Here is a 13,642-nt window from a genome sequence, read left to right as displayed (position 1 = left end):
ATGAAGGCATCATCCTGGCGCGTGCTGAAGGCGGTGGGCGCGATGACGCTACCCCTGGTCGTGGGTGTTGACGGATCGGAGGCCGGCTTCTGGGCGGCCGACTGGGCCGCGCACGAGGCGGCCCTGCACGGCCTGCCGTTGCGTATCGTGCACGCCTCCCTGTGGGAACGCTACGAAGGCCCCGTCTTCACGCAGTCCGCGGAGGTTCCCTCCGAGCACGCCCTCGCACAGGACATCGTCGGCCGCGCCGCCTCACGGGCGCGGCAGCGCAACCCGGATGTGAAGATCACGGTCGACATCGTTCCCGAGGACGCCGAGGCGGCGCTGTTGCGGGAGGCGCGCCGCGCCGCCGCCGTCGTGACCGGGTGCCGGGGCAGAGGACCGATCACGGGCGCGCTGCTGGGCTCGGTCAGTCGCTCCCTGGCGACGCATGCCTCCAGCCCGGTGGTCGTGGTCCGGGGCACCCCGGACAACCGGCAAGGAGTCAATGGCCGCATTGTGGTCGGCGTGGGCGGTGCCGCGACCAGCACGGCGGCGATGCTGTTCGCGTTCCGCGAGGCCGAAGCACGGCGCTGCCCGCTGGACGCCGTACACGCCTGGCGTCGCCCCGCCCACAAACCACTGGCGCATCCGCTGTTCGCCGGGGATCCCGCCCACCACTACGAGGATCAGGCAGCGGCCCTGCTCGACGACGCCCTGCGCGCCCCGGAGCGCGATCACCCTGACGTAGTGGTGCATCGCGTCACCGCCGAGGGCCCGGCGCACCACGTCCTGCTCATGCATTCGGCCACGGCCGACCTGCTCGTCCTCGGCGCCCCTCGACACCACGGGCCGCTCGCGCTGCCCCTCGGTCGCGTGGCGAACGCCGCGCTGCTGCACGCCGACTGCCCGGTCGTGGTGGTGCCGCAACGCGCAGCCGCGTCCTGAGCAGCCCAGGCCACGGCGGACAGCACACACGCAGTCAACACCGCAGACCGTTGAGGTGGCCGCCCTCGCGGTGAACAGCCGGGCACGTTCGCGACGCCGCGGCGGGCGACCACCGCGCTTCGACCGGGAGCTGCGGTCACACTCGCGTCACTCCTGCTCTGGGCAAGATCTTGCGATCTTCGCCGGCCGGCGTTCGTATGATGGCCGGGTGCAGGGCCTGCGGGAACTCGCGGAGCGCACACCGCCACGGCGTGAGCGTTATGTCGACCTGCTGCGGGCGCTCGCCATCCTCATCGTGGTACTCGGTCACTGGATGGTCATCGTGGTCACCGGCGGGGCGCGCGGCGTGGACGGCTTCAGCGCCCTGGAAGTGCTGCCGTGGGGCCGCCCGATCACCTGGCTGGTCCAGGTGATGCCGGTGTTCTTCATGGTCGGTGGGTTCGCCAACGCCGCCTCGCTGATCTCGCACACCCGTGGGGGCGGCGCCGTCGGGGACTGGCTGCTCGACCGCAGCGCGCGGCTCGTTCGGCCGACGACCGTGCTGCTGGTGACGCTCGCCGCCGGCGCACTGATCGCCCGACGTGCGGGCGTCGAGCCCGCTCAGGTGGGCCGGGCGGTGTGGCTGGCCTCGATCCCCCTGTGGTTCCTGCTCGTCTACCTCGTGGTGGTCTTCCTGACGCCGCCGATGCACCGCCTGCACCGGCGGGCGGGGCTGGTCGTGCCGCTGGTACTGGTGGGGCTGGTCGCCGCCGGGGACGTAGCGCGGCTGGCCTTCGACGCGCCGACGCTGCAGCTGGGGAACTACCTGTTCGCCTGGCTGGCGGTGCACCAGATCGGCTTCGCGTGGCAGGACGGCACGCTGCCGGTCCGGCCTGGGGTGGCCGTGCCCCTGCTGGTGGGTGGTACCGCGGTGACGGTGTTGCTCACGGTGGCCGGCCCGTACCCGATCAGCATGGTCGACGTTCCCGGCACGTCGTTCCGCAACCTCTCGCCGCCAACACTCGCGCTGCTGGCGTTGGCCACGGCTCAGCTCGGGCTGGTGCTGCTCCTGCGCGACGCGGCGACGCGGCGGCTGCAACGGATCGGGCCGTGGACGGCCGTGGTCGCCGTGAACTCGGTGATCCTGACTGTGCTGCTGTGGCACATGAGCGCGTTCGTGCTCGTCGCCGTGGCCGTGTACGGCTCAGGCCTGTTCCCGCTGCCCCAACCCCCCGGGGACACGGGAGCGTGGCTGCTGTGGAAGCTGCCGTGGCTGGTCGTGCTGTTCGCCGTGCTCGCCGCGCTGGTGGCAGTCTTCGGCCGGGTCGAGGGGCGCGGCCTGCGGCGCGGCGCCGTGGCCTCGCACGGTCGGTGGACGCCGAGGGCGCTCGGCCGGCCCCGGTTGCGCGCCACCGCGACCACCGTCGGCTACGCCGCCTGCGTGCTCGGTCTGCTCGGTGTGGCCCTCGCCGGTCCGGCCGACCACGGCCCGCTGGGGCTGCCAACCGCGGCCCTGGCCATCTTCCTGGCCGGCGCGGCCCTACTCCGCGCGGCCCGCGCCGCAACCGGCCGCCGGACCGACTGAGACGGTGGCAGGGGATTGTGGTGTCCGCTGTCCATCAAAGACCTGTTCCTGGTTTGAGGACGTAAGACGGGCGGAGCTGCCCGAGGTGGATCAGAGGTCCGGCCGCCGCTGTGTCTGTGCCGCGGACAGCGGGCCCCGGCGTCGCTGACTTTCACCGGGCGCAGCCGACATCCAGTACTTCGATCACGTCACCATGGCGCGTATACACCAGCCAGCACCATTCACCGAATGCTGCGGACAGATTCGAGACCTGCGTCTTCCGGTCCTCGGCCACAGCCTCGATCAGCATGATGATCTCCTCATGCACGTCATCCGGGACATCCAACAGCACGCTGGCAGCCGGTTGGATCATTTCGACTTTCATCTCGCCCCCTGCGGACGGCAGGAGCAGCAGGGTACGGAGCTGAACACTCCGCTCGGGCCTGTGGAGGCCTACGACCAGAATGCCCCTGACCCCGATGAATCCACCATCCCGTCCTCAGTCCGCCGAGCGCCACCGGGTGGGTGTTCGCCCTGGTCTGCGGTTTGCTTGCGGGGCTGACGGCGGCGGATGCGGTCGAGCGGGACGCCGAGGGGCAGCGGGAGGAGAGGCGACAGGTTTTGGCCCTCCTCGTCGAGGACGCGGAGGACCGGTTGCCCCCGCGGGCAGGAACCGGCCACCGGGTGTGGGTCACGGTGCGCTGGATCACGGCTGGAGCGGCGACGTATGGGGCAGTGGGCCGCGGGCGCGGGCGGCACCCGACCGAACGGCACCCTTGGAGGGGGACGGGCAGTTGTTCAGCACGCCGGACAGCAGTTCACGTGCCCGCGTGTACGCCTCGTGGGAGCCGTCGTCCGCGACGTCGCCGGTGACCACCACCGCGTCGGGACACCGAGCGTCAGGAAGTGGCCGCACTGGAGGAGCGTCAGGACGTTGGACTCCGTCGCCCCGGTGACACGACAAGATGCCGACCTAGAGCCGCGGCAGGCAACGTTTGCCCGTCAAGGAGCGGCGTCCGGTGCGTGCTCTCGGCGTGCCGGACGGAAGTCCTCGCACTGGATGTACTTGGGCTTTCGGCCGGTGCGGCGAGAGGGCGTGCCGGGCGTCGCGACGGGGCGAACGTTGCCTGCCCTAGGTGCAGAGGCGGCATTTCAGCGGCGAGGGGGCTGTTCTCGTCTCATGGCCTCGGCCAGTTGTCGACGGGCGACGGACAGTGCCGTGTCCAGCTGGCGGGTGCCGGTGATCACACACAGTGTGTAGGTGACGTCCTCGAGCTGGCGGGCGGTCTCGGCGCCGCTGTCGGCGGCCAGGCGGCGCCTGAGCGTTTCGCATCGTTCGACCAGTTCCCGCAGGACCGAAGGGTGCGCCGTGATCATGGTCGGCTCCGTTCCGATGTAGCTCGTGTGGAGCATCGCCTTCACCCATACGGTTGCAGCCCTCGACGCCTACCGCATCTGGAGGCCGTGGCTTGGCGGGCCGCTCGGCTTCGGGCAGACCGGGCATCCGCCGGTGCTGGATGGTGTACGGCTACTGTCGTGGATCCTCGTTCGGTTCAGAGCAGGCCGACAGCGTTTGCCGCCGTCCCGAAGGGGGACACCGGGGTCACCGCGCGTGCCAAGAGTTCATTGGAGGCACGATGATGCATGACGGCCGCACCGGCACGGTGCTCCTCGGCCTCGACGACACTGCGCACAGCTGGCTCACCGCGGACTGGGCCGCCACCGAGACCGAGCTGCGCGGCGGCACGCTGCGGGTCGTCCACGCCGTCCACGGCATCACGGGGGCCGAGCTCGAACTCGTTTCCGAGGGTGCCGATCAGCAGGTCCTGGACGCGGCGGCCACCGTGCTGGACGACGCCCGGGCCCGGCTCGCCGCCGCCCATCCGGGGCTGCGCATCGAGACCGTCCCCGCCCGGGACCATCCGGCCGAGGCCCTCCTGACGGCGGCCGAGGACGCCGACATGCTGGTGGTGGGCACGCGCGGGCGGGGCGGGTTCGCCGGGCTGCTGCTGGGATCGGTGAGCCTGAAGGTGGCCGCGCACGCCACCTCGCCGGTCATCGTCGTGCGCGGGCACACGGAGAGGACCGCTGACGGCGGCATCGTGGTCGGCGTACGCGACGAGCACGACGAGGAGGCCGTGCGGTTCGCCCTCGCCGAGGCGGACCTGCTTCGGGCCCCCGTGCGGCTGATCCACGCATGGGCACCCCCCATGCCCGCGGGCCTGATGATTCCGCAGGTCAGTGAGGTGGACGCGGAACGGCAGGTCCACGCGCGGGTGCTGAACCACGCGGCCCGGCCCGTCGCGGAATATCCGCAAGTGCACGTGGACACAGAGCTGGCCGTCGGCTCGCCCGCCGCCGTACTGGTGGAGACATCCGCCGACGCCAGGCTGCTGGTGCTGCCGCGTCATCCGCCCGCAGGCAGGCTCGGGCTGCGCCTGGGCTCGGTGGTACACGCCGTGCTGCACCACGCGAGCTGCCCGGTCGCCGTGGTGCCCGTGGGCTAGGGCCCCTTCTGATGGAACGCCGCGACGCTGCGGAGATCCATCGGTCGGCCGTCGTACTCTCCTCGATGTGGGGGACGGTGTGGTGGAGGTCCGGTCGACCGCCCGGGACAGACACCCATCTGGGCGACGACTTCGACCGGCGGCTCGTGGACCACCTCGCGGACGAGTTCCGGCAGGCGCCAGGGATCGACCTGTGCTGCACAGGCTCGACCGCCGCACGGGCGCGACGGTGACACGCCTGACCGCATACCCCCCGGGGCCTTGGAGTGCGGTGATGATGAGCGCATGGACGTCACCGAGGTACTCCTGCCAGGGGTGGGGCTGCGGTATGAGTTCATCAACCACGAGGGCAACCTGATCGGCATCGTCGTGGAGCGGACCGGCGGCTTCGAACTGGTCGTCTACGAGAGCGGTGATCCCGACGCGAGCCGGCCCTTGGTGCGGCTCAACAGTGAGGAGGCCGACGTGGTGGCCGAGATTCTCGGCGCCCCGCGGATCGCCGAACGCTTCGCGGACCTCACAAAGGAAGTGCCTGGACTGCTGTCGGGGCAGGTCGAGGTCCGCTCCGCCAGCCCGTACTCCGGCCAGCCGCTGGGCAGCACCAGAGCCCGCTCCCGCACGGGCGCCTCCATCGTGGCGATCGTCCGTGGCGAGGAAGTGATCGTATCGCCGAAACCCGAAGAAGTGCTCCGGTCCGGTGATGTGCTGGTGGTGATCGGAACCCGTGAGGGGATCGCCGGCGTGGACCGGATCATCCAGGGCTAGGGGTGCGTCATCTCATCGCGCTGTTGCTGGAGCTCGGGCTGATTCTCACCGCGCTCAGCGTGCTCGGTGCCGCCGCACGGCGCTTTTCGCTCTCGCCAGTGCCGCTCTACCTGGTCGCCGGCCTGGCCCTCGGGGAGGGGGGTATCGCCCCGGTGCCGGCTGCCGGTGAGTTCGTCGAGACCGGGGCGGCCATCGGTGTGGTCCTGCTGCTGCTCACGCTCGGACTGCAGTTCTCTCTCACCGAGTTCACCGGCAGCCTGCGCCGGCACCTGCCCTCCGCTGTCGTCGACCTCGTGCTCAACGCCGCACCCGGCGCGGTGGCCGGATGGCTTCTCGGCCTGGATGCCATCGGCATCCTGGCCCTCGCGGGCGCCACGTACATCTCCTCCTCGGGGATGGTCGCCCGGCTGCTCGCCGACCTGCGGCGGGTGGGGAACCGGGAGACGCCCGCCATCCTGTCCGTCCTGGTGATGGAGGACATCGCCATGGCCGCGTACCTGCCGCTGCTGGCGGTCCTGGCGTCCGGTGGCTCCTGGTGGCAGGCCGTCCTCGGCGTCCTGGCGGCCGTGGGGGCGGTGCTGGCGGCCTTCGCCGCTTCCTACCGGTGGGGGCACCACCTTGGCCGGCTGCTCTCGCACCCCGACGACGAACAGCTCATGCTCAGGGTGCTGGGCCTGACCCTGAGCGTCGCGGCGCTCGCCGAACTGGTACACGTCTCGGCGGCGGTGGGAGCCTTCCTCGTCGGGCTTGCCCTCACCGGTGAGACCGCCGACCGGGCCCGCGCCGTGCTCGGGCCCCTGCGGGATCTGTTCGCCGCCGTCTTCTTCCTCGCCATCGGCCTGTCGGTCGACGCGGACGACCTGGTGCCGCTCCTTCCCCCCGCGCTTGCGCTGGCCGCGGTCACGGCCGCTACGAAACTGCTCACCGGACGGTACGCGGCGGCGCGGGATCACATCGGCCGCCCTGGTCAGCTGCGGGCCGGAACGACGCTCATCGTGCGCGGCGAGTTCTCCATCGTCATCATCGGACTGGTCGGCACGCGGGACGGCGACCTCGCCCCCCTGGTCACCGCCTACGTCTTCATCCTCGCCATCGCGGGACCGTTCCTCACCCGCCTCGCAGGTGCCCCGCGCCTGCTTCGGTGAGGACGGCAGCCAAAGGACCGGCAGACACGTGCGGGTCCGCGCCGCGCCCAGCGCGCCATCCCTCTCCTCGACACCGTGGCGTCGGCGTACTGCTGGGACTGGCTGTGCGACATGAGCCCGCGGGCCGCGGCCCGCCTGGAGCAGGTCGGCTTCCACGAGTGAGCTTGTTCAATTCCCCGCCGGAGATCATCTATTGGGTCGGGACTCGTAGTGCAGGCTGTGCAAACGGCCGTTCTCCTCGCGCCCGGTAGGGTCGCCACCCAGCGCCCGTACCGCCTCGATCGCATACTGTCGTTCCCGCTCGTCGGTGAAGAGGCGCTGGAGGTAGGTGCGGGAGACATCGAGGGTGGTGCGCAGACCGTGCGCGGCCAATGTCCGGACGATCGGATGGTACGACACTGTCCGTAGCACAAACGCGCTGACCCATACCGGTCTCCGGGCGCCGTCCAGCAGTGCCGTGAACGTTCGGGCGGTGATATAGCTGCTGCCGCCTGTCAGCGTGATGAGACCGACCTCGGCGAGTGCGCGGCTCAGCCTGGGGCCGGGTGAGCTCCGTTCCAGGTTGTCGGTGAAGCCGGCTTCCAGTAGTCCCACCTCGAGGGCGTAGTGCACGGCGGGTGCCGCGACGTCCAGGCCGAACACCGGCACTGCGTCCGGTCGGCGGCGCTCGGCATACAACTCCTTGTCTCGTGCCGTGAGTTCCACCGTCGACAACGTCTGGCAGTGAGGGGAGGTGTACCGCTCGTACATCTCCGCCAGCGTGATGTCGTGGTTGAGCAGCGCGGCGTTGATCCCGTACGAGCAGCACACATCCAGCACCGCCGGCTTGCCGGGGTGGCCGTCGTCGAGCGCGGCCCGTTCGGCGGCGGCCCGCCGGAAGACCGGCTGAGCGTGGTGCGGGATCTGGTACTCCAGCGGGGCCAGCCGCGTGAAGTATGCGCGAGGGTCTGGCCGGTCGTAGATGTCGTCGAACCGCGACTTGGCGCCTGCCAGGCCCTCGGGACCGCCAGAGTCCACCCTGGCCATGCCGTACTCCTCTTCGCGGAACGCTTACCTCCATCATGTCTCGCCTCCCGCGCCCCGGGATGTCCGCCACCCCGGGTGCTCAGGTGCATGGCGGGGCCGCGACGTTCATGTCAACTTCCCTGACGCGCAGCTGCTGTTGGCGTGCCCACGACGTGGCCCTGTCGGTGGCCGGGGGTGGGTGCGCGGACGGCTGACGGTCTACCGGGTCCCTACCCCTGCAGCCAGTGCCGACCCCGGTCCTGATGCCTGCCAGTGAGACCAGGGAGCGACAGCGGCCCTGAAGAAAGGGCAAGGGAGACGTGCCCCCGCCCGAAAGGCGTCAGGCGGGGACTCGTTCGGCGGTGGAGAGAATGCTGGAGCGTGCCTGATGGCGACGCTCGTAGCCCAGCGCCCGCCGGGTGAGGCCCTCCTCCGCCTCGCCCAGCCGCTTGATGATCTCGTCCTCGTTCATGCTGTCGTAGCCGGGCCAGGGCTCCGGCCCGAGCAGGTCGGCGATCCGACTGAGGATCATGGGGCGGGCAGCGTGGGCACGCTCGTAGGCGCCGACCGTGGCCAGATCCCTCTGGGAGAGGTGCGGGAGCCGCTCGAGGATCGTCTTGGTGCTGAGCCTGCGGTAGTCGGGGATCGGCAGCTCGTAGTCCCTGATGAGGGCTCCCTCCGGCGCCCCCTGGAGCCGGTCCGCACCCGGCATGCGCTCAGCCGTCTCCCGCAGCCAGCTGCTCCAGGCGCGGACTGCCCGGCCGACGCCGGTGGCGCTCAAACCGTCGCCGCTTTCGGCAGCCGCCACCGCTGCCTCGGCGTGCTGCTCGAGACTGCTGCCGAGCTCTTCCAGCGCCTCTTCGTGGTCGCGGCGGATGGAACTGAGCAGCTCGGAGCTGGCGGCGTCGTGGGCCTCCTGGGCGATGCGCTCGGCGGCCCGGCAGCTGGCCACGGCGTACGCGGTGACTGCGTACTCGTCCTCGATGTTCTTCAGCAGCCCGTGCTCCGTTGCCGGTCCTCGGCTCCGGAACACGGCGTTCGGGACCGCCCAGGCCAGCTCGAAGGGAAGCCGGGCGGCTTGGCCGGTGAAGCGCAACCCACCCCCGAAAACGCTCTGCAGCCGCCCGCGGGCCTGCAACGTACTGAGACGTTCGTCGATGCGGTACACGTGGCCCCGGGCGTCGCCGACGCGGCGCTCCAGGACCTCCCGGTACTCCCCGGCGGGCGTGCCTGCGAGGTGGGCGTTGAAGCGGTCGGCAAGCGCCGCTTCGGCCTTGCGGACCTCACGCAGTGCCGGAACAAGCATGTCTGAAGCTGCGGCCATCACGTTTCCTTCGGCTAGTCCGATGCTCGGCATGGATCGGTCGGTAACCGGCCCCTGACCCACAGTGACCGCAACTGAGCACTTCCGCATCTCCACGCCCACCGGGCACACCCCGCACGAGAGGGGCCGAGAGCGATCACAAAGGAGATCACCAGCGCACTCCAGCGCGCGCCGCCCAGCTGGGCCGTTGGTGTGATGACGGCGCGGCGGCGTTGTGGTTCGTCTTGTTGCGCGTTGTGCAGTGCATGGAACTTTCTGGTGGTGAAGCCGTGCCGTCTGCATCCCCTGCTCGGGGTTTGGCGGCCGGCCTTCGGGCGGAGTGCCTCGGCGTCGTCTGTTGCCAGGGCGGGTGGGCCCGGGCTGCGATGGTCGTCTGCTCGGCGGCGACGGTCGTGGCCGCGGTGCTGCTGGCCGTTGTGGGGTGGCGCATCTGAGAGTTGAACGATGCGCTGAGGAGACTGGGTTGGGGTGGAGCATGAGCCCCGGCGCCTGCAAGTTGCTGCGTGATCAGCTTGTCGAGGTGATCGCCTGTGTGCGCTCGCAGGCCCCGTTCGTGGAAGCGGTGGCCTGTGTGGGTGAAGGACCCCGCACCGGGGCGGCGGATGCCTCGACCGAGAGCGGCGCCCCGCAGTTGTCGGAGGACATGTGCCTTGTCGTGGCCTGGTGGGGCACGACTGGCGTGGGCGGCGGCCCTGATTTGCGCCCGGCGTTGGGGCGATGGCCCTGAGGGCCGGCTGCACTGGATGCAGCGGAGCGGCCGGAACCCGCGGCGGCGGCCCCGGAATCCGGGAAACCCGGGAGGTGCACCATGCACGCACTGGACTGAGATAACTTGCTGCTATCTGACTCAAATAATACGATATGGGAATAATAAAAGGTCAACCCACTTGTCGTGCGGAAAGGTGTAAAAGCTGGGCGAGGAGGCGGTGTGGAGGATGGTGTTGGTCTCTGCTCTGATCGCCACGGCCAACCGGCCGCTCCGGATGGCGCAGGCTGCGGCTTCGCTCATCCATGACCGCAGGGAAGGATCGGCCGTCGAGCAGTCTCAGCGCGCATCCGGCTGGGGAACGAATGAAGCGGTCGCCCCGCCCGGAGTGTCGTTTGCGGAAGCCCGCGCCGAGGGCCTGATGCCGGTCGCGGTGGCCTACGAGCGGCAGGGCACCGGCGAGCCGCTGCTTCTGCTCCACGGCCTCGGGTATCACCGCAGAGCCTGGGGCCGAGTCGTGCCGCTGCTCGGCGAGGACTACCAAACGATCGCCATCGACTTGCCGGGCTTCGGGCAGTCCCCTGACCTCGGCCCGGGGGTGCCGCGCGATCTGGATACCGCGGTGGCCTGGCTGGAGGCCCTCCTGGCGGAGCTGGGCGTGCACCGGCCACACGTGGCCGGGCATTCCCTGGGCGGCCTGATCGGGCTGCGCATGGCGCAGGCGGGGCTCGCACGCAGCGTAACGGCGCTGGCCCCGGCGGGCTTCTGGACGCCCGCCGAGCGGCGGTACACCTATGCGGTGCTGAACGCGGCCCGGCGCGGAACCCGGCTCCTCCCCGAAGCGGCCATCGCCCGCCTGGCGGGAAGCGCGGCCGGACGGGCCGCCTTGACCGGCACCCTCTACGGCCGCCCGGACCTGTGCCCGCCGGAGGAAACCCTCGCGACGCTGAAGACATTGCGGAACTCGCAGGCGTTCACTGCCACGCTGCGGGCCGGGCGCGTACCGCGGCTGTTCGCCGGGGACGTCCCCGGTGTGCCGGTCACCATTGCCTGGGGCACACGGGACCGTCTTCTGCCGCCCCGGCAGGCCGCCCGCGCCAAGGCCATGATCCCCGCTGCTCGGCTCGTCCCGCTGCCCGGCTGCGGCCACGTCCCCATGAGCGACGCACCTGAACTGGTCGCCCGCGTGATCCAGGGCGCAACTGCTGAGACTACTGAGTCGTGAGGTGTTCGGGTCCACCCGGCACCGAGTACCCAAAAACGCCGATGACTCGTCGCCGTGGCCGGCCACGGCGCGGTGCACGACGGACCGGATGACGGTGTTCAGGCCGGGGCAGTCGCCGCCGGACGTGAGGGCACCCGTGCGCAGGACCGAGCTGACTCCGTCAGGCCGGCTGTCCGCGGCCGGATGCGAGTGACGGCAGCGGCACCCCGAGGGGGAGTGGGGCGACGCTGCCGTGACGACGACGGCAGCCTGTCCGCGGCTGCCCTCGGTTCCACTCACTTGCAAACCTACCCTGACGAAAGGTTAGGTTTGTAGCTCCGGCAAGGGTGCCGGCGCGCGAGGCGAGACGGTGAGGCCGTGGGTGAGAGGCTGATGCAGATCGGCGAGGTGTCCGAGCGCACGGGACTGTCCCTGCGGACGATCCGCCACTACGAGGACGTGGGCGTGGTCGTCCCGAGCGGGCGCAGCATGGGCGGGTTCCGCCTTTACACCGAGGCCGAGGTGCGCCGCCTGGCCCTGGTGCGGCGGATGCGGCCGCTGGGCTTCTCGCTCGACGACGTCCGCGCCGTACTGGAGCTGCTGGAGCAGCTGCCCGACGACGGCGGGCCGTTGCCGGAGACCGACGAGCAGGCACATGAGGAACTGGTGGCACGATTGCGCACGTACTGGGTCCGGGCCGACGCACGCTGCGAGGATCTGCGCCGGCAGCTGGGGCAGGCGGAGGACTTCGCCCGCTCCCTTCACGGCCACCTGGCCCGGCTGCTGGACGCCGCCGCGACCGCTGACGGCAGCGGTGTGGAGGCGGTCCGATGAGCCCGCACAGTGAAGGGGCCGCCTCGGAGGCGTCCCGGCGGCGCACGTTCGCGGTGATCAGCCACCCGGACGCGGGCAAGTCCACGCTGACCGAGGCCCTGGCGCTGCACGCGCACGCCATCACCGAGGCGGGCGCGGTGCACGGCAAGTCCGGGCGGAGAGGGGTCTCGTCGGACTGGATGGAGATGGAGAAGGCCCGCGGCATCTCCGTCACCTCCGCTGTGCTGCAGTTCGCCCACCGCGGCTGCGTGCTGAACCTGCTGGACACCCCCGGTCACGCCGACTTCTCCGAGGACACCTACCGGGTGCTGGCGGCGGTCGACTGCGCGGTAATGCTGATCGACGCGGCCAAGGGCCTGGAGGAGCAGACCCGCAAGCTCTTTGATGTCTGCCGTCACCGCGGCATCCCGGTGATCACGTTCGTCAACAAATGGGACCGGCCGGGGCGTGAGGCGCTGGAGCTGCTGGACGAGATCGAGCGCGAGTTCCGCCTCAGGCCCACCCCGGTCACCTGGCCGGTCGGCGACGCGGGACATCTGCGCGGGCTGATCGACGTACGCGAGCCGGAGCGGATGCTGCGCTACACCCGCACCCCGGGCGGTGCCCACGAGGCCAGAGAGGCGCTGGTGCCCGCGCAACGAGCCGCACTGGAGGACGAAGCCGACTGGAGCAGGGCCGTTGAGGAACTGGACCTGCTGCGGGCCGATGGCGCCCTGCACGACCAGGAGGCGTTCCTTACGGGCCGGAGCACCCCGGTGTTCTTCGGCGCGGCGATCTCCAACATCGGCGTACGGCTGCTGCTGGACGCCGTCGTCGACCTCGCCCCGCCGCCCGGGCCGCGCGCTCTGGAGGGCGGCGGCGCCCGGCCGGTGGACGCGCCGTTCTCGGGGCTGGTGTTCAAGGTGCAGGCCAACATGGACCCCGCCCACCGCGACCGGATCGCCTTCATGCGGGTCTGTTCCGGGATCTTCGAACGCGGCGTGACCGTCACCCGGGCCGCCTCGGGCAAGCCGTTCGCCACCAAGTACGCGCACAGCGTCTTCGGCCAGGACCGCTCCATGGTCGACATCGCCTACCCCGGCGACGTGGTCGGCCTGGTCAACGCCACCGCCCTGCGTGTCGGCGACACGCTGTACGCGGACAAGGCGGCGGTGTTCCCGCCGATGCCCACCTTCGCACCCGAGCACTTCGCCGTGGTCCGCCCGGTCGACCTGGGCCGCTCCAAGCAGTTCCGGCGCGGCATCGCCCAGCTGGACGAGGAGGGCGTGGTACAGGTCCTCGTCTCCGACCTGCGTGGCGACCAGGCGCCCGTACTCGCGGCCGTGGGCCCGATGCAGTTCGACGTCGTCGCCGCTCGCATGGCGAGTGAGTTCTCCGCCTCCGTCAAGCTGGAGATGCTGCCGTACCACCTGGCCCGCGCCACCGACTCGGCCGGCGGGGAGGCGCTCAACCGCTCGCGGATCGTCCAGGGCGAGGCTCTCACCCGTATCCGGGACAAGGTCCAGCTCGCCCTCTTTCCCGACCGTTGGCAGGCGAGTTCCTTCCAGCGGGAGTTCCCTGGCGCCCGCCTCGACCACCTCATCGCCGCACATGACTAGCTAGTCCCGTACTTCGCGGGTCGTTGATTCGTATGGTGTGACCGGCCCGGGGGTGTCTCGGGCCGGGGGTGTGGCGTTGGGCCG

General features: G+C 70.8%; 13 protein-coding genes and 2 pseudogenes. 9 read left to right on the top strand and 6 right to left on the bottom strand.

From position 1 onward, the window contains the following. Both H8R17_RS26720 and H8R17_RS26715 read left to right on the top strand, forming a co-directional pair. The gene (locus H8R17_RS26720) at positions 1–927 is read left to right on the top strand and encodes a universal stress protein (RefSeq protein WP_262505529.1); all 927 of its coding nucleotides are present in this window, start codon (positions 1–3) and stop codon (positions 925–927) included. A 208-nt stretch (positions 928–1,135) separates the two neighbouring features. Further along, positions 1,136–2,491: an acyltransferase gene (locus H8R17_RS26715; protein WP_187825763.1), complete on the top strand. Its 1,356-nt coding sequence runs from the start codon at positions 1,136–1,138 to the stop codon at positions 2,489–2,491. A 151-nt stretch (positions 2,492–2,642) separates the two neighbouring features. Here H8R17_RS26715 and H8R17_RS26710 read toward each other — a convergent pair whose 3' ends face one another. The 3 genes from H8R17_RS26710 to H8R17_RS26700 all read right to left on the bottom strand — a co-directional run bounded on the left by H8R17_RS26710 (position 2,643) and on the right by H8R17_RS26700 (position 3,847). Continuing rightward, entirely contained in the window at positions 2,643–2,855 is a 213-nt protein-coding gene (locus H8R17_RS26710; RefSeq protein ID WP_187825762.1) for a hypothetical protein, read from the bottom strand. Between the two features lie 321 nt (positions 2,856–3,176). After that, the gene (locus tag H8R17_RS26705) at positions 3,177–3,386 is read right to left on the bottom strand and encodes a hypothetical protein (RefSeq protein ID WP_187825761.1); all 210 of its coding nucleotides are present in this window, start codon (positions 3,384–3,386) and stop codon (positions 3,177–3,179) included. Positions 3,387–3,622: 236 nt separating this feature from the next. After that, complete coding sequence (locus H8R17_RS26700; RefSeq protein WP_187825760.1) at positions 3,623–3,847, bottom strand: DUF5133 domain-containing protein; 225 nt, start codon at positions 3,845–3,847, stop codon at positions 3,623–3,625. Between the two features lie 260 nt (positions 3,848–4,107). Between H8R17_RS26700 and H8R17_RS26695 the strand changes: the two genes are divergently transcribed. The 4 genes and pseudogenes from H8R17_RS26695 to H8R17_RS26685 all read left to right on the top strand — a co-directional run bounded on the left by H8R17_RS26695 (position 4,108) and on the right by H8R17_RS26685 (position 6,887). Beyond that, the gene (locus H8R17_RS26695) at positions 4,108–4,977 is read left to right on the top strand and encodes a universal stress protein (RefSeq protein WP_262505528.1); all 870 of its coding nucleotides are present in this window, start codon (positions 4,108–4,110) and stop codon (positions 4,975–4,977) included. A 55-nt stretch (positions 4,978–5,032) separates the two neighbouring features. Then, positions 5,033–5,171, top strand: a pseudogene (locus tag H8R17_RS45825) (Hsp70 family protein); the annotation flags it as partial. Positions 5,172–5,262: 91 nt separating this feature from the next. Then, positions 5,263–5,742: a cation:proton antiporter regulatory subunit gene (locus H8R17_RS26690; RefSeq protein ID WP_187825759.1), complete on the top strand. Its 480-nt coding sequence runs from the start codon at positions 5,263–5,265 to the stop codon at positions 5,740–5,742. A 2-nt stretch (positions 5,743–5,744) separates the two neighbouring features. Then, entirely contained in the window at positions 5,745–6,887 is a 1,143-nt protein-coding gene (locus H8R17_RS26685) for a cation:proton antiporter (protein ID WP_187825758.1), read from the top strand. Positions 6,888–7,073: 186 nt separating this feature from the next. Here the strand turns inward: H8R17_RS26685 and H8R17_RS26680 are convergent, their stop codons facing one another. Together H8R17_RS26680 and H8R17_RS26675 are read right to left on the bottom strand one after the other, a co-directional pair. Next, positions 7,074–7,913, bottom strand: a complete 840-nt coding sequence (locus H8R17_RS26680) for a hypothetical protein (RefSeq protein ID WP_187825757.1) — start codon at positions 7,911–7,913, stop codon at positions 7,074–7,076. 319 nt (positions 7,914–8,232) lie between these two features. Beyond that, on the bottom strand, positions 8,233–9,216 hold the full coding sequence (locus tag H8R17_RS26675) for a hypothetical protein (RefSeq protein WP_187825756.1): 984 nt from the start codon (positions 9,214–9,216) through the stop codon (positions 8,233–8,235). A 1,094-nt stretch (positions 9,217–10,310) separates the two neighbouring features. On the opposite strand from H8R17_RS26675, the gene H8R17_RS26670 reads away from it, so the two are divergent. Further along, a complete protein-coding gene (locus H8R17_RS26670; RefSeq protein WP_316959542.1) occupies positions 10,311–11,147 on the top strand; it encodes an alpha/beta fold hydrolase in 837 nt (278 codons plus the stop codon). Positions 11,148–11,180: 33 nt separating this feature from the next. Here the strand turns inward: H8R17_RS26670 and H8R17_RS49415 are convergent. Further along, positions 11,181–11,291 (bottom strand): annotated as a pseudogene (locus H8R17_RS49415) (6-phosphofructokinase); the annotation flags it as partial. 213 nt (positions 11,292–11,504) lie between these two features. On the opposite strand from H8R17_RS49415, the gene H8R17_RS26665 reads away from it, so the two are divergent. Together H8R17_RS26665 and H8R17_RS26660 are read left to right on the top strand one after the other, a co-directional pair. After that, positions 11,505–11,960, top strand: a complete 456-nt coding sequence (locus tag H8R17_RS26665) for a MerR family transcriptional regulator (RefSeq protein ID WP_187825755.1) — start codon at positions 11,505–11,507, stop codon at positions 11,958–11,960. After that, positions 11,957–13,558 carry a peptide chain release factor 3 gene (locus tag H8R17_RS26660; RefSeq protein WP_187825754.1) on the top strand — a complete coding sequence of 534 codons (1,602 nt, stop codon included), beginning with the start codon at positions 11,957–11,959 and terminating at the stop codon, positions 13,556–13,558. The genes H8R17_RS26665 and H8R17_RS26660 overlap by 4 nt, the downstream gene beginning before the upstream one ends. Positions 13,559–13,642 lie beyond the last annotated feature (84 nt).

The sequence above is a fragment of the Streptomyces sp. TRM68367 genome (genome assembly GCF_014495685.1).
Taxonomy (GTDB): domain Bacteria; phylum Actinomycetota; class Actinomycetes; order Streptomycetales; family Streptomycetaceae; genus Streptomyces.
The sequence above is the reverse complement of the archived record's forward strand: the minus strand, read 5'-3'. Positions and strand labels throughout refer to the sequence as shown.

Coding starts and splice junctions, on each gene's coding strand:
- H8R17_RS26675 (WP_187825756.1), bottom strand. CDS start 9,216: ATGGCCGCAGCTTCAGACATGCTTGTTCCGGCACTGCGTGAGGTCCGC.
- H8R17_RS26700 (WP_187825760.1), bottom strand. CDS start 3,847: ATGATCACGGCGCACCCTTCGGTCCTGCGGGAACTGGTCGAACGATGC.
- H8R17_RS26660 (WP_187825754.1), top strand. CDS start 11,957: ATGAGCCCGCACAGTGAAGGGGCCGCCTCGGAGGCGTCCCGGCGGCGC.
- H8R17_RS26690 (WP_187825759.1), top strand. CDS start 5,263: ATGGACGTCACCGAGGTACTCCTGCCAGGGGTGGGGCTGCGGTATGAG.
- H8R17_RS26680 (WP_187825757.1), bottom strand. CDS start 7,913: ATGGCCAGGGTGGACTCTGGCGGTCCCGAGGGCCTGGCAGGCGCCAAG.
- H8R17_RS26710 (WP_187825762.1), bottom strand. CDS start 2,855: ATGAAAGTCGAAATGATCCAACCGGCTGCCAGCGTGCTGTTGGATGTC.
- H8R17_RS26720 (WP_262505529.1), top strand. CDS start 1: ATGAAGGCATCATCCTGGCGCGTGCTGAAGGCGGTGGGCGCGATGACG.
- H8R17_RS26695 (WP_262505528.1), top strand. CDS start 4,108: ATGATGCATGACGGCCGCACCGGCACGGTGCTCCTCGGCCTCGACGAC.